General features: G+C 62.1%; 15 protein-coding genes and 1 tRNA gene. 4 read left to right on the top strand and 12 right to left on the bottom strand.

The annotated features are described in order from the left end of the window. Positions 1-26: 26 nt before the first annotated feature. The 3 genes from ACF8FG_RS14665 to bglX all read right to left on the bottom strand — a co-directional run bounded on the left by ACF8FG_RS14665 (position 27) and on the right by bglX (position 5,535). Positions 27-1,361, bottom strand: a complete 1,335-nt coding sequence (locus ACF8FG_RS14665) for a sigma-54 dependent transcriptional regulator (RefSeq protein WP_070384321.1) — start codon at positions 1,359-1,361, stop codon at positions 27-29. Then, positions 1,355-3,112 (bottom strand): ATP-binding protein, encoded by a 1,758-nt coding sequence (locus tag ACF8FG_RS14660; protein ID WP_318078133.1) that lies wholly within the window; start codon positions 3,110-3,112, stop codon positions 1,355-1,357. Before ACF8FG_RS14660 ends, ACF8FG_RS14665 begins: the two co-directional genes overlap by 7 nt. Before the next feature lie 131 nt (positions 3,113-3,243). After that, entirely contained in the window at positions 3,244-5,535 is a 2,292-nt protein-coding gene (bglX, locus tag ACF8FG_RS14655; RefSeq protein WP_014592237.1) for a beta-glucosidase BglX, read from the bottom strand. 186 nt (positions 5,536-5,721) lie between these two features. Here bglX and ACF8FG_RS14650 point away from each other — a divergent pair, with 186 nt between their 5' ends. Together ACF8FG_RS14650 and ACF8FG_RS14645 are read left to right on the top strand one after the other, a co-directional pair. Next, positions 5,722-6,339, top strand: a complete 618-nt coding sequence (locus ACF8FG_RS14650) for a TPM domain-containing protein (RefSeq protein WP_014592236.1) — start codon at positions 5,722-5,724, stop codon at positions 6,337-6,339. A gap of 166 nt (positions 6,340-6,505) precedes the next feature. Beyond that, positions 6,506-7,720 (top strand): SAM-dependent methyltransferase, encoded by a 1,215-nt coding sequence (locus ACF8FG_RS14645; protein ID WP_019437039.1) that lies wholly within the window; start codon positions 6,506-6,508, stop codon positions 7,718-7,720. Positions 7,721-7,753: 33 nt separating this feature from the next. Here ACF8FG_RS14645 and ACF8FG_RS14640 read toward each other — a convergent pair whose 3' ends face one another. The 7 genes from ACF8FG_RS14640 to ACF8FG_RS14610 all read right to left on the bottom strand — a co-directional run bounded on the left by ACF8FG_RS14640 (position 7,754) and on the right by ACF8FG_RS14610 (position 14,687). Continuing rightward, positions 7,754-8,764, bottom strand: a complete 1,011-nt coding sequence (locus ACF8FG_RS14640; RefSeq protein ID WP_134697824.1) for a DUF4917 family protein — start codon at positions 8,762-8,764, stop codon at positions 7,754-7,756. 204 nt (positions 8,765-8,968) lie between these two features. Further along, entirely contained in the window at positions 8,969-10,675 is a 1,707-nt protein-coding gene (locus ACF8FG_RS14635; RefSeq protein WP_134697825.1) for a SulP family inorganic anion transporter, read from the bottom strand. Positions 10,676-10,884: 209 nt separating this feature from the next. Further along, positions 10,885-10,958: transfer RNA gene (locus ACF8FG_RS14630), tRNA-Gly, on the bottom strand. Positions 10,959-11,069: 111 nt separating this feature from the next. After that, complete coding sequence (gene phaG / locus ACF8FG_RS14625; protein WP_014592232.1) at positions 11,070-11,957, bottom strand: (R)-3-hydroxydecanoyl-ACP:CoA transacylase; 888 nt, start codon at positions 11,955-11,957, stop codon at positions 11,070-11,072. Between the two features lie 342 nt (positions 11,958-12,299). After that, a complete protein-coding gene (locus ACF8FG_RS14620; RefSeq protein WP_144179941.1) occupies positions 12,300-12,992 on the bottom strand; it encodes a pseudouridine synthase in 693 nt (230 codons plus the stop codon). An 8-nt stretch (positions 12,993-13,000) separates the two neighbouring features. Then, complete coding sequence (locus ACF8FG_RS14615) at positions 13,001-13,213, bottom strand: cysteine-rich CWC family protein (protein WP_003252007.1); 213 nt, start codon at positions 13,211-13,213, stop codon at positions 13,001-13,003. After that, positions 13,206-14,687 (bottom strand): diguanylate cyclase, encoded by a 1,482-nt coding sequence (locus ACF8FG_RS14610; protein WP_014592230.1) that lies wholly within the window; start codon positions 14,685-14,687, stop codon positions 13,206-13,208. The genes ACF8FG_RS14615 and ACF8FG_RS14610 overlap by 8 nt, the downstream gene beginning before the upstream one ends. A 212-nt stretch (positions 14,688-14,899) precedes the next feature. Between ACF8FG_RS14610 and ACF8FG_RS14605 the strand changes: the two genes are divergently transcribed. Further along, positions 14,900-15,349 (top strand): hypothetical protein, encoded by a 450-nt coding sequence (locus ACF8FG_RS14605; RefSeq protein WP_014592229.1) that lies wholly within the window; start codon positions 14,900-14,902, stop codon positions 15,347-15,349. Between the two features lie 44 nt (positions 15,350-15,393). On the opposite strand, the gene ACF8FG_RS14600 is transcribed toward ACF8FG_RS14605, so the two are convergent. Next, on the bottom strand, positions 15,394-16,500 hold the full coding sequence (locus tag ACF8FG_RS14600; protein WP_014592228.1) for an enoyl-CoA hydratase/isomerase family protein: 1,107 nt from the start codon (positions 16,498-16,500) through the stop codon (positions 15,394-15,396). A gap of 126 nt (positions 16,501-16,626) precedes the next feature. Between ACF8FG_RS14600 and ung the strand changes: the two genes are divergently transcribed. Beyond that, positions 16,627-17,319, top strand: a complete 693-nt coding sequence (gene ung / locus ACF8FG_RS14595; RefSeq protein ID WP_014592227.1) for a uracil-DNA glycosylase — start codon at positions 16,627-16,629, stop codon at positions 17,317-17,319. A gap of 26 nt (positions 17,320-17,345) precedes the next feature. Here the strand turns inward: ung and ACF8FG_RS14590 are convergent, their stop codons facing one another. Continuing rightward, positions 17,346-19,028: a bifunctional metallophosphatase/5'-nucleotidase gene (locus tag ACF8FG_RS14590; RefSeq protein WP_041167069.1), complete on the bottom strand. Its 1,683-nt coding sequence runs from the start codon at positions 19,026-19,028 to the stop codon at positions 17,346-17,348. Positions 19,029-19,057 lie beyond the last annotated feature (29 nt).

The raw sequence follows: 19,057 nt of genomic DNA, 5'->3' as shown, positions 1-19,057 counted from the left end.
GGTCTTGGTCATAAGCGGATTCCCGCTCATGCCTGCCCAATAAAGTCCTCGCGCACCAGCCCATGCCGTTGCATCTTTTCGTTAAGGGTGCGCCGCGGCAGTTGCAATGCCTCCATCACCGACTTGATCTCGCCCCCATACTGACGCAAGGCCGCGCGCAGGCATTGCGCCTCGAATGCTTCCATCTGCTCGCCCAGCGACTGCCCGGCAGGTGCCACCTCGATGTTTGGCGAACCCAGGCCCAGCGCATGCCGCTCCGCCGCATTGGCCAGCTCACGCACGTTGCCAGGCCAGTCATGTGACAGCAGCTGCGCCAGCTGTGCAGCCGATAGCGGCGGGGCGGTGCGACCAAGCTTTTCACCTGCAGCACGGGCAAAGTGTTCGAACAGCAGCGGAATGTCCTCCCGCCGCTCGCGCAGCGGTGCCAGGCGCAATTCGGCCACGTTCAGGCGGTAGGCCAGGTCTTCGCGGAAGCGCCCGGCACGAGCCTCCTCGAGCAGGTCGGGCTTGGTCGCAGCAATGATGCGCAGGTCGACGCTGATGCTCTGGTTGGCCCCCAGGCGCTCCAGCTTCTGCTCCTGTATCACCCGCAACAGCTTGGCCTGTTGGGCCAGTGGCATGCTCTCGATTTCGTCGAGGAACACGGTGCCACCGTTGGCATATTCCAGCTTGCCGATTCGTTTACCCTGGGCGCCCGTGAAGGCGCCGCTCTCATGGCCGAACAGTTCGGCCTCGAACAACGACTCGGGGATGGCTGCGCAGTTAAGGGCTACAAAGGGCTTGGCGGCACGGGGGCCAAAGTCGTGCAGGCAGCGGGCCACCCGCTCCTTGCCACTGCCGGTTTCACCGCGGATCAGCACGTTCACCGGCAGGCCGGCCAGGTCCAGCACTTGCCGGCGCAGCTGTTGCAGGCCCTGGGACATGCCCAGCAGCGTGACTTCCAGGCGTGACTTGAGGTCGGCCTGCTCGTGGAGCCGGCGGTTCTCAAGCACCAGCTGGCGCTTTTCCAGGGCGCGGCGCAGGCTGCCCAGCAAGTCTTGCGGCGTGAAGGGTTTTTCCAGGAAGTCATAGGCCCCCAATCGCATGGCTTCTACGGCCATCGGTACATCACCGTGACCGGTCAGCAGAATCACGGGCAGGTCGGGGTCGTTCGCCTGCAGGCGTTCGAGCAATTGCAGGCCATCCATGCCCGGCATACGCACATCGCTGATGATCACCCCAGGGAAGTGCTGTGGCAGCTGTGCCAGGCACGCTTCGGCGCGAGCGAACAACTGCACGCTGAAGCCAGACAGGCTCAGCCATTGCTCGACAGCAGTGCGGATACTGGCTTCATCATCGACGACGATCACCGAATTCAACATACAGGCTCCAGGTCACGGGGCAGGGTAAGGCTCAGACGCGCGCCGCCAGGCAGGTTTTCGGCCCGCAGCTGGCCGCCGGCCTCGTGGACGATGCCGTAGGAAATGGCCAGGCCCAGCCCTAGCCCTTCCCCCACCGGTTTGGTGGTGAAGAATGGGTCGAAGACCTTGGCCAGATCGGCTTCGGCAATGCCGCCGCCCGAGTCGAGCACACTCAGGCGCCATAGCTCCCCGTCGGGTTCGATGCGGATTTCCAGGCGTTTGTAACGCTTGTCGAGCATGGCGTCGAGTGCATTGTGCAGTAGGTTTATCAGCACCTGCTCCAGGCGGATGGCATCGCCGCGTACCCAGGCCGGACGTGCCAGGTACAGAGCCACTTCCACTTCTTCGTTGCGAAGTCGCGCTTCCAGCAGGTGCAAGGCCTGGTCGACCACGGTTGCCAGGTCAAGGCGTTCGCGCAGGCCCATCGGGCTGTTGCGGGCAAAGGTTTTCAGGTGGCTGGTAAGTGCTGCCATACGCGTGAGCATCTGTTCCAGTGGCTCCAGCGCTTGCCGCGCTTCGTCATGGCGACCATGGTCAAGCAGCAGGCGCAGGGTTTCCAGCTGCATACGTTGGGTGGTCAGCGGTTGGTTGATTTCGTGGGCCATGGCCGCTGACATCTGCCCGAGTGCGGCCAGCTTGGCTGATTGCACCAAGCCTTCCTGGGCAGTGCGCAGCTCGCGGGTGCGCTCCTCGACCTGGCGTTCGAGTTCTTGCCGGCTGCGCTGGCGCAGGCGTGCCAGGCGCAGGCGTTGGCTGACGAAAAGGGCGGCGAACACCAGGCTCAGCCAGACGGCGGCGGCGCCAAGCGCGGCATTACGGCCGTCGGCAGCGACCTGCGGTTTGCGCAGCAGGTGCAAGGTCCAGTTTTCGCCTTCCAGCGGCAGGCTTTCCCACAGGTACTCGGTACTACCCTCGGGGCCTTGCACGCGGCTTAGGGTGCTGTAGGGGGCAAACCGCGTCAGCACCTGATGGTGTAGCGGCACCAGCGGTTGCTTGTCGTACTGACGGGTTTCGGCCAGCTCCGCACGGTCGGCGCCACTGAGCGGCTGAAGTTCGCGGTAACGCCAGCCATCCTGGTTTGCGATGAAAGTGATGCCTCGGGCGTCGCTGACCAGCAGGATATCGTTGCCCTGTCGCCATTCGCGTTCCAGCTCGGGGAACTCCAGCTTCACCACCATGGCGCCAAGGAATCGGCCGTGCTCGTCGTTCACCGCGCTGGCGAGGAAGTAGCCCGGCACGCCACTGGTCACGCCCACGGCATAGAAGCGGCCACTGCCCTGGCTGCGGGTTTGCTTGAAGTAGGGGCGGAAACCGTAGTTGGAACCGACGTAGCTACTGGGCAGCCGCCAGTTGCTGGCGGCAATGGCCAGCCCGGTGCGGTCGAGCAGCTCGAGGGTGGAGGAATTGGCGGCGCCATTGATGCGTTCGAGCTTGAGGTTCAGGGCGTTCTGAACCTTTTCGTCGATAGGGCCGCGCAAGGCTGTTATCAGCTCCGGGTCCAGCGCCAGCACGGCGGGGAGGGCACGGTAGCGATCGATCAGGGTGTGCAGTGCGTTGGCGTACAGGCCCAGTTGCTGGCTGGCACGCTTGGCGTCGTCTTCCATGGTCTGGCGCTTGGCCTGGTGCATGGCCCATCCGGCGCTGAGTGCGGTACCCAGCACGATCAGCAGGGTGATCAGCCCCAGACGCAGGGCGCGAAAGGAAAAGGGCATCGGGGGCGGATCCGGTGGTGGGATATCGGGGCCGGCCTCTTCACAGGTAAACCCGCGCCTACAGGTACTCTGCAGCACCTGTAGGCGCGGGTTTTATCCGCGAAGAGGCCGGAACAGGCGGCCTATTTCAGTCAAAGCAATTCAAAACTCTGCTGATGCACCGCCTGGGAATCCAGCCCTACCTGGACATTGAACTCCCCTGGTTCGGCAACCCGCTGCAACTGGCCATTGTAGAACTTCAGGTCGTCCTCGCTGATGCGGAAGGTCAACGTGCGGGTTTCACCCGGTTCAAGCATCAGCTTCTGGAAGTTTTTCAGCTCTTTCACTGGGCGGCTCATCGACGCCGACACATCCTGCAGGTACAGCTGTACCACCGTCTCGCCTGCAACCTTGCCGGTGTTCTTGACCGTTACCTTGGCTTCCAGCGTATCGCCGCGCTTGAGATCCTTGCTCGACAGGTTCAGGCCGGACAGCTCGAAGCTGCTGTAGCTCAAGCCATAGCCGAACGGGTAAAGCGGCCCGTTGGGTTCTTCGAAGTATTGCGAGGTGTAGTTGCCCGGCTTGCCCGGCGTGAACGGCCGGCCGATGCGCGTGTGGTTGTAGTACATCGGGATCTGCCCCACCGACCGTGGGAAGGTAATGGCCAGCTTGCCGGAGGGGTTGTAGTCGCCAAACAGCACGTCGGCGATGGCATTGCCGCCTTCGGTGCCGGCGAACCAGGTTTCCAGGATGGCGTCGGCCTGCTCGCGCTCCCAGCTGATGGATAGCGGCCGGCCGTTCATCAGCACCAGCACCAGCGGTTTGCCGGTGGCCTTGAGCGCCTTGATCAGCTCGCGCTGGCTGGCCGGGATCTCCAGGGTGGTGCGGCTCGACGACTCGTGGGACATGCCGCGGGACTCGCCGACCACTGCGACCACGACGTCGGATTGCTTCGCCGCCTTGACTGCTTCATCGATCATCACCGCAGGCGGGCGTGGGTCGTCGACGATTTCCGGGGCATCGAAGTTGAGGAAGTTCAGGTAATCGAAGATCGCCTTGTCGCCCGTGACGTTGGAGCCTTTGGCGTAGACCAGCTTGGCCTTGCCTTCCACGGCGCGGCGCAAGCCTTCGCGCACGGTCACCGAGTGAACGGGCTTACCGTCGGCGGCCCAACTGCCCATCATGTCGATCGGGGCATCGGCCAGCGGGCCGACCAAGGCAATGGTGCCGGTCTTTTTCAGCGGCAGGGTCTGGTTGCGGTTTTCCAGCAGCACCAGGCTGCGGCGTGCCACGTCACGCGCAGCTTCGCGGTGCAGGCGGTCGTTGCCGTAGTAGTCCTTCAGGTCGGTTTCGGCCTTGCCGATGCGCACGTACGGGTCCTTGAACAGGCCCATGTCGTACTTGGCACCCAGCACTTCACGCACCGCCTGGTCCAGTTCGCGCTGGGTCACCTCGCCGGACTTCAGCAGGCCCGGCAGCTCTTCGCCGTACAGGGTATCGTTCATGCTCATGTCGATGCCGGCCTTGATCGCCAGCTTGGCGGCTTCACGGCCGTCCCGGGCGACGCCGTGGCGAATCAGCTCCTGGATGGCACCGTGGTCGCTGATGGTCACACCCTTGAAGCCCCACTCCTTGCGCAGCAGGTCGTTCATCAGCCAGGTGTTGGAGGTGGCCGGTACGCCGTTGATCGAGTTCAGCGCTACCATCACGCCACCGGCACCCGCATCGAGCGCGGCGCGATAGGGTGGCAGGTAGTCGTTGTACATTTTCGGCAGGCTCATATCGACCGTGTTGTAGTCGCGCCCGCCTTCCACGGCGCCATACAAGGCGAAATGCTTGACGATGGCCATGATGCTGTCGGGGTTGGCCGGGCTGCTGCCCTGGAACGAGCGCACCATTACCTGGCCAATTTTCGAAGTCAGGTAGGTGTCTTCGCCGAAACCTTCGCTGGTGCGGCCCCAGCGCGGGTCACGGGCGATATCCACCATTGGCGCGAACGTCATGTCCAGGGCGTCGGCCGAGGCTTCGATCGCGGCGGTGCGGCCGACCTTGGCGACGGCCTCCATGTCCCAGGTAGCGGCCATACCCAGGCCGATCGGGAAGATGGTGCGCTCGCCGTGGACGGTGTCGTAGGCGAAGAACATCGGGATCTTCAGGCGGCTGCGCATGGCCGCGTCCTGCATCGGCCGGTTTTCGGGGGCAGTGCGGGAGTTGAAGGTGCCACCGATACGGCCGGCGGCGATTTCCTCGCGGATCTTGTCGCGGGGCATTTCCGGGCCGATGCTGATCAGGCGCAACTGGCCGATTTTCTCGGCTTCGGTCATCTGGCTGATCAGATGCTCGATGAATGCCTGCTTGTCCTGCAGGGGCGGGGCGGTGGGGGCGGCGAGGGCCGCCTGACTGGCAAGGCCCATGGCCAGGCCCAGCAAAGACAGTTTCATCATCAATTCCGTTTTGGGGCCTCTGCCGTATCCACGGTGATACGTGCGCGACCGAAGTTTTCAGGCGGCTATTGTTGTACGATTTGCAGGCAATTCTTCCAGCGGCGGATTATGCCTGAATATGTCGCCTGCGGATGAAGCCCCGAATGCCGGGATAACAACTATAAGAACGCTCAAGAGACCGACGGCATGACCCCCTTCGACGAATACCATCAGCGGCAGATTGCCGAAGCCATTGCCTGTGCCGAACGGCGTACCGATGCCGAACTTGTGACGGTGCTTGCCCGTCGTGCCGACGATTATGCGTATTGGCCGTTGTTGTGGGCCGCCGTGCTGGCACTGACCGTGCCCGGTCTGTTGCACTGGCTGCTGGCTTGGCCCAGCGTGCGTGGCGTGCTGATGGGCAACGTGCTGCTGTTCGTCGTTTTGTGCCTGCTGCTGCGCAACCCGCGCCTGGCCGACTGGCTGATCCCCCGTACCTTGCGCCGCTGGCGTGCTTCGCGCCTGGCCCAGCAGCAGTTTCGCGAGCAGAACCTGCAGCGCACAGCAGGCGCCACGGGCGTGCTGATTTTCGTCAGCGAGGCAGAGCAGCATGTGGAGATCCTGGTCGATCGGGGTATCGAACACTGCCTGGATGCCGAAGCCCGCGCGGCCATCGGTGCCCGCTTGGCCGAACAGGTGCGCCAGGGCCGCACCTTGCAGGGCTTTGTCGAGTGCATCGAAGCGTGTGGCGAGCTGCTTAGCCAGCACGTGCCGCCAACCCATGCACGCAACGAGTTGCCCAACCGCTTGGTGATTCTCGACTGAAGGCGCGCCCAGCCTTGCTGGATTCCCTGTAGGAGCGGGCTTGCCCGCGAATCAGGCGATACGGCGTCTGCCACCGGCTTTGCCGGTGTTCGCGGGCAAGCCTGCTCCCACAGGGTGCCTGCGGCACGTTAGAATAGGCGTTCCGCTACCCAAGGCCCCCTTTTTCATGTCCGCCAGTACTTCTGCCTCTTGCGCGCCGGATGCGCGCGCTCAGTTTCTCGACCTGCTGAACGCCGCCCTGCACGGCGAAACCCTGGTCAAGCTGGTGCTGGCGCGCCATGTCGGTGCCGACCAGACCTTGCAACGGATCATTGCCAAGCCGCTGCAGGTCAAGGGCCAGCCGTGCCTGTCGCTGGTCTACCGCCACCAGACCCGCGACATCACCCGCAACCTGCCGCTGGATCAGGCCCAGGTGCTGGTTGCCGAACTGCTGCCGGACAGCTTCCGCAATGCTCATCTGTTCGATGCTGACGGCGAAGTGCAGTTGACCTTCAGCAAGAAGGGCAAACCGATGCTCCAGCGCCACGGTGCCCAGGCACCGCGCGTGGCCGATGCGGGCAGCGGGCATGACCGCGAGAAGAAGCGTTATCTGGAGCTGTCGCGGCCGTTTCTGCGCGACCTCGGTGTGACCGACGCACAAGGCGCACTGATCCCGTCCATGTCACGCAAGTGGAAGCAGATCAACAAATTCATCGAGGTTTTTGATCACGCCCTGGCCAATGCACCTGTGTCGCCGGAACAGGCGCTGCGGGTGGCCGACTTCGGTTCGGGCAAGGGCTACCTGACCTTTGCCATGCATGACTACTTGCGCAACAGTTTGGGCCGTGACGCACAGGTGACCGGCGTGGAGCTGCGCCAGGACATGGTCGACCTGTGCAACGCCGCGGCCGCACGCCTCGACCACCCGGGCCTGGAGTTCCAGTGTGGTGATGTGCGCAGCGTGGTGCCTGAGGCCATCGAGGTGATGATCGCCTTGCATGCCTGTGATATCGCCACTGACTACGCCATCCATACCGGCATCCGCTGCAACGCCGCGATCATCATGTGCTCGCCGTGCTGCCACAAGCAGATCCGCCCGCAACTGCACAGCCCGGGGTTGCTGCAGCCCATGCTGCAGTATGGCCTGCACCTGGGCCAGCAGGCCGAGATGCTGACCGACAGCCTGCGTGCGCTGTACCTGGAAGCCTGTGGCTATGAAACCAAGGTGTTCGAGTTCATCTCGCTGGAGCACACCAACAAGAACAAGATGATTCTTGCGGTGAAGCGGCGGCAGGCGGGGGATAACGGGGCGTTGCTGGAGAAGATTGCCCAGCTCAAAGCGTTCTACGGGGTGCAGGAGCATTGCCTGGAAACGTTGTTGCGCGCGGATGGGTTGCTCTGACGCCACCCACCGGCACGCCTGCCGGGCACTCTGTCAGCGCCGAGCAGGGGGCACTTCGATAGCCAATGCTGCCTGCCCCAACGGATGGGTGCTGGCATCGAAGAAATGCAGCACCGTCCCCGGCAAATCCCCGAAACGATCTGCAAAATGCTGCTTCTGATTGATCACCGACGCCTCGCCCAGCGGCCGAATGGCGATGGATAGCTGTTGCGGATGGGCTTGGCGAACAGCGTCGAGCAGGTGCCGGTCACTGCTGTCCAGATGCTGCCCGAACAGGCATATCCCTTGGCTTTCCTGCGCCAGCTGCCCCAGGCACCAGCTCAGATAGTCCGAGTTGCGGATCGCGCGCAGTTTCTCGTCGCTGCGGTCTTCGTTGACGAACAGCGGGACTTCACCCGGGATATTCACCGCAAACCCATCGAGCAGTTCGGCGCTTTCAGCGCTGCGCTGGCGGGTGGTGCCGTCGGGCAGCTTGAGCAGGTGCAGGCCGCCATGCAGGTGCAGCACCCGGGTACCTTCGCTGCCGGTGCGTCGCACGTCGAAATAGCCTTGTTCGTCGAACAGTTCGGCGAAGCCATTCGAGGCGTGCTGCACGGCCCATGGCAGCACCAGGTCGTAGTTGCTGGTGTAGACGCTTCGATAGCCGCGCAGGGCCTGATTGAGGGTTGCCAGGGTGGCCGGCGGCATCAATGGCCAGGGCAGATGCACCGTGCGCACGGCGTGAATCAATGCTTCCTTGATCGAGTAGTAGCGGTTCAGCGGCGCGGTGGAGTTGATCGCCAGTGCGGCATTGGTACGCACGGTGGTGTTGAGGGCGCTGAGCACCGGCTCGAACAGTTCCGTGGCCAAGGACTTGAACAGTGCCTGGTCACTGACCGCCAGGCCTTTCTTGCGGCCTGCGCGTTGCGCCTGCTCGAACAACGAGAAGTAGCCGAACGGCTTCCATACTGCGCGGCTTGCGCCGTTGCCCAGCAGCAGGGCGTCGCAGGGATGGCGGGCGGCGAGTTCTGGCCAGGGGGTAAGGGTGGCATCAAGTGCGGGCATGCTGGATCCGTTGGGTGGTGCGGGGAACGGGGCGACTTTAGCATGTCATGCAAGGTGTGCGAGGGTTGGTGTCAAGGTGATGGTTTTGTGCTGCCTGTGCTGGCCCTTTCGCGGGTAAACCCGCTCCTACAAGTCCATGTAGGAGCGGGTTTACCCGCGAAAGGGCCAGCACAGGCGCAGCACGTTGAACAGGATGAAAGCCGCTCAACCCTGTTCTGTCACTTGCACGCTGCGGTTTTGGTTGCGCCACACGCGGTACGCACGAATCCCTGCGCGTACCGAGCCGAATAGCAGTTTTTCTTCCATGTCCCGCGCCATTCCCGAGCGCACCAGCATGCGCAGGAAAGTGCCACGGGCGCGGGCGATGGCGAAGAGGATGCCTTGAGCCGCCAGGGTGTCGCGCACTTCGCGCAGGGCGGCGATGCCGCTGACATCGATGCTGGTTACCGCTTCGGCATCGAACAGCACGGCTTTAGGCTGGTCCTGGCTTTGCACGGCTTCAAGCAGGCGCATCTTGAAGTAGTCGGCATTGAAGAACAGGATGGCGTCGTCGAAGCGGTACACCACCAGGCCAGGCACGGTGCGGGCGTCTTTGAACTTGCGGATGTCCACCTGGCCTTCGGTGCCCGGCAGCCAGCCCAGTACGGCATCGGTGGGCTGGTAGATGCTGTAAAGCAGGCGCAGGATCGCCAGGGTCACGGCAAACACGATGCCGGGCAGCACACCCAGGCCCAGTACGCCCGCCGTGGTCAGCAGGCACAGCCAGAACTCGAAGCGGCTTAGACGCCGGATATGCCCCAGCGATTTGATGTCGATCAGCCCCCAACCCGCCATCAGCAGCACGGCGCCCAGCGCAGCCTGCGGGATCCAGGCCATGGGCGCGGTGAAGAACAGCAGGATCAGGGCGATCACCAGTGCCGCGATGATGCCCACCAGCTGGCTTTTGCCACCGACCATGTCGTTGACTGCAGTGCGCGAGTCGGCACCGCTGATGGCAAAGCCCTGGGAAACCCCGGCCGCCAGGTTGCTCACGCCCAGGGCGACGAATTCGTGGTTGGCGTTGATCGCATAGCCATGCCGGGCGGCAAAGCTGCGTGCGGTAAGCATGGCGCTGCAGAAGCTGACGGTGGCGATACCCAGGGCGTCGCGCAGCAGGCTCTTCATTTCCGCCAGGTTGCTGTGTGGCCAAGCCAGTTGCGGGATGCCTGAAGGTACCGGCCCAAGGACGGCGACGCCGAAGCGGTCAAGGCCGAACAGGCCAACAAGCAGCATGAACAGCGCCACTACCGTGAGGGCTGCGGGCAGGCGCGGGTAGCGCCGTGGCAGCCAGATGAGCAGGCCCAGGGCGGCCAGGCCGATGATCAATGTGACCCAGTGAGTTTCCCCCAGGCGCTGGACGAAGTTGATCAGGCTGAGGATGAAACCGTCGCCCTCGATCTTGAAGCCCACCACCTTGGACAGCTGCCCGGCGATCAGGCTCAGGCCGATACCGTTGAGGTAGCCGATCAGGATCGGCCGCGAGAAGAAGCTGGCGATGAAACCGGCCCGCGCCAGGCCCGCGGCAATCAGCATCACGCCGACCAGCACGGTGACGATCACCGACAGTTCGACGATGCGCTGCGGGTCGCCCATGGCCAGCGGTGCCACGGCACCGGCGATCATCGCGCAAGTGGCGGCGTCGGGGCCGACCATCAGCTGGCGCGAGCTACCGATCAGCGCATAGACCATCATCGGTAGCACGCAGGCGTACAGGCCATATTGCGGCGGCAGCCCGATGATCTGCGCGTAGGCAATGGCAATGGGAATCTGGATCGCGGCTACCGACAGGCCAGCTTGCAGGTCGGCGTGGAACCATTCGCGGCGGTAATGCAGCAGGTTGGCAAGACCTGGTAGCCAGCGGGAGAGAAACATGCGTAGTCCTTTCGAATTGTTTCACGAATCCATTGAGCATATCCGCCACAAGCCGTTTCGCTTGCGCACGCAAAAACCCGATGCGCATTGAAGCGGATCGGTGGGTAAATGGCCATGGGCCAGGTCAAGGCAGGTGAAAAACGAAAAAAGGAGCCTAGGCTCCTTTTGACTGCGATGACGTTGCTGGAACGCCATGCGGGAATGCGATGTGGAGCGGGTAGAGGGAATCGAACCCTCAACTAAAGCTTGGGAAGCTTTCGTTTTGCCACTAAACTATACCCGCATCTGAGCTCGACTTTTTACCAGAACCTTCAGCGAATTAGAAGCCCAAGTTATAAAAAAGCTTGTCGGCGCCCCGTGGCTTGCGGGTATTGGCTACAAGGCGCCGAGCCGCTCAAATGGCAAATGCATGCTGCCCCTGTTGCACGGGTTGGTAACGTTGACGGGGTTCACGCACGGTTGGCTTGAGGAACCCCAGCATGACACTGCGGGTGTTCTCGCAGGCGGTCTTGTTCTCCATGTCCAGGAAGTGGCCCGCATCGCGGATCACGCTGAACTGGCTTCTGCCCACATGCTTGCTGAACTGCCGCGCATCTTCGACTGTGGTGTACTCGTCGCGCTCGCCGTTGATGAACAGCACCGGGATGTTGATATTGCGCGCGCCTTGCAGCGCACGTTCCAGGTCGTGCTCCAGCACCTGGTTGATGTGGAAGTGCATCTGTGCGTACTCGTGGCTGTCCAGGCTGCTCACATGGCGGTAGTTGAAGCGTTTGAACAGCGACGGCAAGTGCTTGCCGATAGTGTCATTGACCAGGTTGCCGACCTGATAACGGTCGCAGGCGGCCAGGTACTGGCAGCCACGGTCCAGATAGTCGCGCATCGGCTCGTTGATCACTGGCGAGAACGAACTCACCACCGCCTTCTTCACGTACCGCGGCTGGTGCGCCAGCGCCAGCAGCGTGCTTGCGCCACCCCACGAAAAAGACAGCACGTGGTCTGCCTGGAAGTGCTCGATCAGCTCAAGGAGGATATGCGCCTCGGTCTCCTTGCTGATCAGCCGTTCCTGACGGTTGTGCGGCTTGGACTTGCCTGAATAAGGCTGGTCGAACAGAACCACGTTGAACTGTGGGTACAGGTTACGTACCGTCTGGGCGAACGAGGCCGTGGTGGCCAGCGAGCCGTTGATCAGGATGATCGTGTTTTCGGCCGCATCCGCGCGATAGAACTCCGTGTAAACCCGATACTGACCTTGGATATCAAGTACAGCGATTTCTGGCCTCATGTCATCGACTCCTGGCGCAAAAAGGGTATTCGCGTCACCTAGGGTGCACGTTCTTTATGACAGGTAGGCATTTGCCTGAAGATAATCCGGGGCCCTGTGTCGATCCTTGGCACTTGCGTCGACGGTATTGTTTTTGGCGGGCAATTTGCCGTGCCCCAAGGCATCAAGGCTTTGGGTGGCCGGCAAAAAGTGTCATTGATTGCAGGTGTGACTTGGTAGTCACATGCAGACTGACGATTTGGATTCAAGCAGTGGGTTGGGGATCGCGCAAGTGCCGTTCGGTAAGTAATGTGACTTTTGTCGCTGAGCGGTCGTGTGACGACGTGGGCTGTCTGTCACGGCCTAGACAGTGGCTATCTCATTGGCCGTCAGTTCACGATACTCCCCCGGCGCCAACCCCGGATCCAGCCGGATCGCCCCCATGCTCTCCCGATGCAGCCCGATCACCTTGTTGTTGAAATGCCCGAACATGCGCTTGACCTGGTGGTAACGCCCCTCGACGATCGCCAGCCGGGCTCGGTGGGGGCCGAGGATGTCCAGCTGGGCAGGTTGGGTGGTGAGGTCTTCGAAGGCAAAATAGAAACCCTCGCGAAACTTGGCCACATAGTGCTCGCCAATCTCGTCCTCTGTGTCCACCATATAATGCTTGGGCAGCTTGGTGGCAGGCTGGGTCAGGCGCCGTGACCACTGGCCATCGTTGGTCAGGATCATCAGGCCGGTCGTGTTGAAATCCAGGCGCCCGGCTATGTGCAGGTCATCTCGCAACGCCGCTGGCAGCAGGTCGAGAACGGTACGGTGTTGCGGATCGTGGGTGGCGCTTACGCAGCCAGTGGGCTTGTACAGCATCAGGTAGCGGGCCGGGCGGCCGGCCTGCAGCAGTTGCTCGTCCAGCTCTACGCGGCTGAATTCACGCACGTCGGTCAGCGGGTCGCTGACTACCTGGCCATCCACTCGCACGCGGCGTTGCGCCAGCATCAGGCGAACGTGCTGGCGGTTGTAACTGGGCAGGTTGGCGAGGAAACGGTCAAGGCGCATGGCAACGATCAGTGGGCAGCGGATGGACGGAGCTGTTCTTCAACGGCGGCGCAGCGCGGGCACAGACAGGCCTTGTTACGCAGCTCGTCGGGCAGGGCCTGGAGCACGGCCGGGTCGATGGTCACGCTGTAGCACCAACACGCCTGGGTGGCACGGCGTGGGTCGGCCAGGCTGCATTGGTTGAGGGCACCGCAAGCGGGGCAGTGTTGCTTGTCATTCATGGCGGGTTTCACTGCAGACACGGTTGCGGCCAGCCTGCTTGGCACGATAAAGCGCGCGGTCGGCGCGGGTCAGCAGGGCGTGCAGGGTATCCCCCGGTTGCAGGCTGCTCAGGCCGATGCTGGTGGTCAGCCGCAGCGGCTGGTTGTCGTAACTGAAGGTCAGCTGCTCGGTGCGTCGGCGGATCTTTTCCGCCACCTCGATGGCCTGGCGGCCTTCAGCTTCGCGCAGCAGCACGATGAATTCCTCACCGCCCCAGCGGCACAGTATATCTGACTGACGCAGGCTGCCTTGCAGCACATTGGCGAATTGGCGTAGCACTTCGTCACCTGCCAGGTGGCCGTGGTTGTCGTTCAGCGCCTTGAAGTGGTCCAGATCGATCAGCAAGGCCACCATAGGGCTACTGTCGCGCCGGGCTTCTCGCAGCGCCTGGGCGGCGAGCAGGTCGAAGCTGCGCCGGTTGTGCAAGCCGGTGAGGCTGTCGAGCGTGGCCAAGGCTTCGGTGCTGGCCTGGTGGCGGCGGACCATGGCATGCACCAGTGCCAGCACCACCAGGGTGATCATCGTACAGATCGCCAGGTTCAGGTACAGCGCGTGGCGAATGCGGTCGAGGACGCCGGTTTCGCGTTTGTCCACCAACAGGTACCAGTCCAGTTCGGGCAGGTGGCGAACGTTGAGAAAGTGGCTGTGGTTTTCGCTGTCATGGTACTCATGGCTGCCTTCGCCTGGCACCAGTTGCTCGGCCAGCATGGCCTTCAGCTCAGGGTTGTCCTTAAGTGACTGGCCGACTTGCAAGCCATGCGGGCCACCCTCGGAGCCGGTCAGCAGCACCTTGCCCTTGGCATCCGTGAATAGCACCGCGCGCTGGTAGCGGCGTTGGTACTGATCAATCAGCTTGACCACCGAAGATACGCTCAGCCCTACGCCTGCCGCGCCGATGAAGCGCTGCTGGTAGTCGTGCACCTGGTAGTTGATGAACACGGTCAGGCTGTCCTGGTTGGCCATGTCCAGATCGACGTTGATCTCATAAGGGGCCTTGAGTTCACGCAGACGGAAATACCAGGCATCACGCCAGGTGCCCGGTTCGACGTGCTTGAGCACGCCCTTGGCCTGGTAGTAGGTCAGCGTGCGATCGGACACGAAAAAGGACGTGAAGATGTCCTGCTTGCCCAGGACCTCACTCAGGTAGCGGGTCATGCGTTGGGTATCCTGTTCGCCGGACAGCACCCAGTCGCGCAGGAAGGTGTCCTGGGCCATCATCGAGGCGATCAGCACCGGGCGGATCAGGTCTTTCTGGATTTCCGAGTAGACAGTGTCGGAGGTCAGCGGCAATTCGGTATTGATGATGCCGTCGCGGATGGCGCTGCGCGAGGAGAAGTAGCTTAGCAGCGAGGTGGCCAGGAAGCCGCAGGCCAGTAACACGAGCAGGGTAACGATCAGCGAGCGTTGCGAGAACAGAGCGGAACGTAAGGGCATGATCTTCCCGTGATGTGTGCCAAGCCGCTTATTCTAGTGAGATGGCCGACAAATGACTGCAAGTTTTTCAGGGTGATTTCACCTGTATCAAGTTATTGCAGAAATGGCACTGCACCTGCACGCCGCTGTCTTAGTCAGTGTCGATTGACGCATCTCGTATCGACGCTCGCCAGCGCCGCTGTTCGGGCACTCCAGCGGTCCAGGAGGCCGCCATGTCCTATCGAATCCTGTTGATCACCCTGCTGGGGCTGATGACTTCGGCCTGCGCCCCGTACCATGAGCGCGGGGGCTATTACCGTTCGGACTACTACTCCACCGACCGCTATGTGGCACCGGGGTATTACCGCTATGACCGTTACTATGTGGCGCCTGCACCGCGCTACTACTATCAGCCTGCTCCCCGTTACTACAATCGGTCGGCCCCTGTGCCCCATTACCGGCCCTATTCACAGCCGCGGATGAACCAGTGGCATGGCAACCCGCGCTATGACTACGGCAATCGCCAGCGGCAGGATTACCGGCAGGACCGGGATCGTCATGACTATCGCAATGACAGCAAGCGTTACCGGCAGGGCGACCGGCACTCCAATCGGCAGGTTGACGACCGCGGGCGTTGGGACGGGCGGCGCGGGCAGGAGCGAGGAGGAAACTGGCAGCGCTAGCTGAGCGGAGGCGGGGGCTGAAAAGCAGCCCCCGGATCAGCAGGCTAACCCACATCCGCCAATGGGTGCCGCCCTTCCCACGCCTTGGCAAAATGCGCCTCGACTACCGCCGCCGGCACTTGCGCCACATCAGGCCAGTGCCAGCGCGGCTGGTTGTCTTTGTCCAGCAGGCGAGCGCGCACGCCTTCACTGAATTCAGGGTGGCGGCAACAGTTCAGGCTCATGCTGTATTCCATCTGGAACACTTGCGCCAACGACAGGTACCGCGCCCGGCGGATCTGCTCCCAGACCAGATGCGCCGTCAGCGGGCAACCCTCATGCAGACGGTGGCCGGCATCTGCCAGCAATGGGTCGTCATGCTGCTTGAGCCTTTCCAGCGCGCGCCAGGCTGAAGCCGCATCAGCCACGTCGAGTAACTGATCGATCTCATGCCGTCGTGGCAGCCACTGGGCATCAGGCAGCTCGGCGCAGGCACGATGCTGCTCGGCCTTGAGCAAGCTGTTCAGTTGTATGGCGGTCTGCTCCTGCCAGTTGAGTTGCACCAACTCCTCGATCAAGGCCTCTTGCTGGTGCTCGCCCAGAAAACGGTCAGCCAGGCCCAGGTCAAGGGCATCGCGGGCATTGATCGGCGCACCTGTCAGGCCGAAGAACAAACCCAGCTTGCCCGGCAGCCGGGCCAGGAACCAACTGGCGCCTACGTCAGGGTACAGGCCGATGCTGATTTCCGGCATGGCCAGCCGGCTGCTGGGTGTGACGATACGTACATTGGCGCCTTGCAGCAGCCCCATGCCGCCACCCAGCACATGCCCATGGCCCCAGCACAACAACGGTTTGGGGTAGGTGTGAAGGGCAAAGTCCAGGCGGTATTCGGCGGCGAAGAAGGAGGCCGCCAGCGGTGGGACACTGCCGGGGTGGTCGCGGCAGGCTTGCGCCAGCGCACGGACATCGCCGCCTGCGCAAAAGGCTTTTGCCCCGTTGCCGCGCAGCAGCACGCAGACGATACCCGGGTCGCGGGCCCAGGCATGCAGTTGTTCGCCCAGCACCTCGATCATTGGCAGGTTCAGGGCATTGAGCGCCTTGGGCGCATCCAGGGTGGCGATGCCGATGCGGGCGCCATCGACGCCGGTGAGTACCTCGCAGTGAATGGTCATGGACTACCTCTCGCAAGTCATCGCTCAAGTATGGCTTGCCTGGCCGATCATGCCGGTCGTCGGTCGGATCGTTTGACAAGCGCGAAGGGCTTACCTAGTGTCGCGCCATTGTTTATGGAAGGCCCCATGACTGACGACGATCGCATCAAACTCGAACCCAGCTGGAAGGCCGCATTGCGCGGTGAATTCGACCAGCCTTACATGCACCAGCTGCGCGAGTTCCTGCGTGGCGAGTACGCTGCCGGCAAGGAGATCTACCCGCCAGGGCCGCTGATCTTCAATGCGCTCAATTCGACACCGCTGGGCCAGGTGAAGGTGGTCATCCTCGGTCAGGACCCGTACCACGGGCCGGGCCAGGCACATGGCTTGTGCTTCTCGGTGCAACCGGGCGTGGCCACGCCGCCGTCGCTGGTCAATATCTACAAGGAGCTGCAGCGCGACCTGAACATCCCGATCCCCAGCCACGGCTACCTCCAAAGCTGGGCAGAACAAGGCGTTCTGTTGCTCAACACGACCATGACCGTCGAGCGCGCCAATGCCGCGTCGCATGCCAAGAAAGGCTGGGAATTGTTTACCGACAGGATTATCCAGGTGGTCAGTGAGCAATGCCCGAACGTGGTATTCCTGCTATGGGGGGCGCATGCACAGAGCAAGCAGAAGCTGATCGACGGTACAAAACATCTGGTTTTGAAGTCGGTCCATCCTTCGCCGCTGTCGGCGTATCGCGGGTTCATCGGTTGCGGGCATTTCAGCCGTGCCAACAGCTTCCTCGAGCAGCGGGGGCTCGGGCCCATCGACTGGACACTGCCCCCGCTGTGAGAAACCGCGGTGGGGTACGCAATCGCTCAGGGCGTCATGCTGATGCGCGGCTCGCTGCGCTGGCCAATGGCAATCCCCCGCTCATGGTTTTGGCGCACGTATTCCACCAAGGCTTCAAGGTCGGTGATGCCGGTGTCCTGGCGTCGCCTTCCTTCTTTGAAAGTGGCCAAGCCACCGCCTCCATCGGCCAGGAAAAGGTTGCTGACGACGCGATAATGGGTCAACGGCTCAACGGGTTTGCCGTGAAGACGCACACTCCCCTCGACGACACGGCTGCCGACAGGCCGTGAACCATCCCACTCATAATGAAAACCCTTCGATACTTGCAGCGGATTGAAACTGCCCCTGTTCCATTGAAGGTTGAGCAGTTCGGTAATCTGCTTGCCTGTCAGTTCCTGAACCACCAGTGGGTTATTGAAAGGTTGTACGGCGAATAATTGTTCGTAGGTCAGGTCGCTATCGGCAGGCTGGATAAGATCACTGCGCAGCCCACCCAGGTTGAGAAAGGCAACTTGTGTCTGAAACGCTTGGGTCATGGCCAATTGGGCATCCGTGACCAGGTTCCCCAAGGTTGTTTCACCGGCGGCATTTTCTTTGCGGTCAAGTTCTGTCGTCGAGATGCGTCCTATGGGTTCGAGCAACTTTTCCCCGGACCGCTGACGCACTTCCTCCAGCAAGCTCGTCAACTTGGCATTCGGCATGTAGTTCTGTGGGTCAGCAGGAATATTGCGGGCGGTGATGTTCGTGACGTGATGGGTGCCGGGCGTTACCTGCAACTTCAACTGGGTCAGGAAGTGGCCGTACTTGCCAGCCTGAGTGATGCTCACGTCACCCACCTTGCATTGATAGCTGGCATGCGAGTGACCGCTGATGACAGCATCTACCGCAGGATCCAGCCGCTTCGCCACGTCGACGATCGTGCCACTTAGCTGGCTGCAATCCTGCGTGTCGAACGGTTCGACGGTATCCCCTCCTTGGTGCATGACCGCAATAATTGCATTCACACCCTTGGCCTTGAGCTCTGGAATCACGTCATTGATGGCTTGCGCTTCATCTGTGGCTTTGAGCCCTGCGAATGCTCTGGCCGAGACCACTTTTTCCATGTTGCGCGGCACTGCACCGACGAACGCTATCTTGACCCCTTTTACCTGCTGAATGTGATAGGCCGGTAGCAAGCGCTCGCCCGTGGTGGTATCGATCAGGTTGGACGCTATGTAAGGGAAGCCACTTCCTGGATAATTGCCGCGAAACTTGCAGGCCTTTTCAGGGCGCGTTGACTCGCATCCTCCTTGGATCTGACGAAGAAACTCGGCCTTGCCTGCATCCAGTTCGTGGTTCCCGGATGCGCTGACAATCATGCCCATCGCGTTCAAGGCCTCAAGCACAGGCTCGTCAGCCCACAGCGCAGAAATGGCGGGGCTGCCCCCTATCAAGTCGCCTGCCCCGATGAACAGCAGATCGGGGTCCTGCGTTCGCAGTTCATCGAGCATGGCGCCGAGTGTGGCGATGCCGCCGTAGGTCAGGCGGGTAGCGCCTTGCGCGCCGGCGTAGTCCTGGGGGTTGGGTTCCAGGTAGCCGTGAAGATCATTGATAGCCACGACGTTGATCTGGACGGGGGCAGGTGTTTCTGCGGCAAGGCTGCCTGCGCTGATGGCAAGGCATGCCCAGGCAATAGCCGAGCGATAGTTGCAAGAAAGACGGACTTTCATCATTACCTCTTGAATGCCGGGAAGTGTGG

It is taken from the genome of Pseudomonas sp. YQ_6 (assembly GCF_043103245.1).
Lineage (GTDB): Bacteria > Pseudomonadota > Gammaproteobacteria > Pseudomonadales > Pseudomonadaceae > Aquipseudomonas > Aquipseudomonas alloputida.
Note: the sequence above shows the minus strand (reverse complement) of the source record. Positions and strands in the feature narration are given on the sequence as shown.